Below are 1,273 nucleotides of genomic sequence, written 5' to 3' on the forward strand. Positions count from 1 at the left end.
CATTATGGCAATTAGATGAAATAACATCAACGGAAGAAGATTATAAAGTATATAAGTATACCACACCAATTGAACAAGAGGTGGAAGTTGTTAATCTTGGCAATGGTGTTTGAAAAGTAGCGGGGGCAGCAGTTTATCAANCTTATCATAAAACACCAATTACAACTTATGATAATCTATTATTATTTAATAAAAAATTACAATATTTAAAAGTTTTTGAAATATTACGAGCAAAAGGAGCAAAAGCAGGAGATATTGTTCGCATTTTTGATTACGAATTAGAATGGGATGGATAATGATGAAAGAATTAAAACAATATTTGAGTTATTTAGTAAAATGAATTAAAGCAGAAGTAACAAAATCCAAATGCGNGGGGGTTATTGTTGGTTTATCTGGCGGAATTGATTCAGCTGTTGTTAGTTTATTAGCAAAACAAGCTTTTCCTAATCATCATTTAGCAGTTATCATGCCCTGTCATTCTGATTATTTTGATCAAGAATGTGCACAATTATTAATTAATAATCATCAATTAAATTATCATCTTGTTGATTTAACAGCAACATATGATAATTTAATTGCAACATTAGCTTTACCACCACATCAATTAGCATTCGCTAATATTAAACCACGGTTACGAATNACGACCCTATATGCTTTAGCACAAAGCCATAATTATATGGTTTTGGGTACAGATAATGCTGATGAATGACATGTTGGATATTTTACTAAATATGGTGATGGTGCTGCTGATTTAGTTCCTATTATTCATTTACTAAAATCTGAAGTTCAGCAAGCAGCACAACTATTAGGTTTGCCATCACAAATTATTTCACGTCCACCAACAGCGGGATTATGGACTAATCAAACTGACGAAAAAGAATTAGGATTTACCTATNAACAATTAGATTATTATTTACAAGGAAAATCGGTTCCAGCAGCTATTGCACAACGAATTAAACAATTACATCAAAGTTCTGAACATAAACGACGATTNCCTAAAGGACCACCCAATATTTTTAGTTCGTTAATTTCTGTTAGCAAAAATTAAAATTGTTTTGCAATTAGTATTGTAAAACTTTTTTTAATTAGAATTAATGTCTTTATCTTTTAGTAATTTCAAAGAAAGAACATTTTTTTGAAGTTAAGTTTTACAATTTGCAAAGTTATATATTTCAATTATTACATTAGACTTCTTGCATAACCTAGTTATTTTAAAATTCCTATAAAATATATTTAAAATAGAAATTATAGGAATCTAAAATTATGAAATTTG

The 1,273-nt window shown here is 28.8% G+C and carries 2 protein-coding genes; both read left to right on the plus strand.

Features of this window, described 5'->3' with window-relative positions:
• The coding region (cgtA, locus tag BST80_RS04655) for an Obg family GTPase CgtA (RefSeq protein WP_415746179.1) at window positions 1-296 on the plus strand (296 nt) is incomplete at its 5' end.
• Complete coding sequence (gene nadE / locus BST80_RS04660) at window positions 296-1,048, plus strand: NAD(+) synthase (RefSeq protein WP_415746180.1); 753 nt, start codon at window positions 296-298, stop codon at window positions 1,046-1,048. The genes cgtA and nadE, both read left to right, overlap by 1 nt.
• The last annotated feature ends 225 nt before the right edge of the window (window positions 1,049-1,273 follow it).

It is taken from the genome of Spiroplasma sp. Moj (genome assembly GCF_016082285.1).
GTDB lineage: Bacteria > Bacillota_I > Bacilli_A > Mycoplasmatales > Mycoplasmataceae > Spiroplasma > Spiroplasma phoeniceum.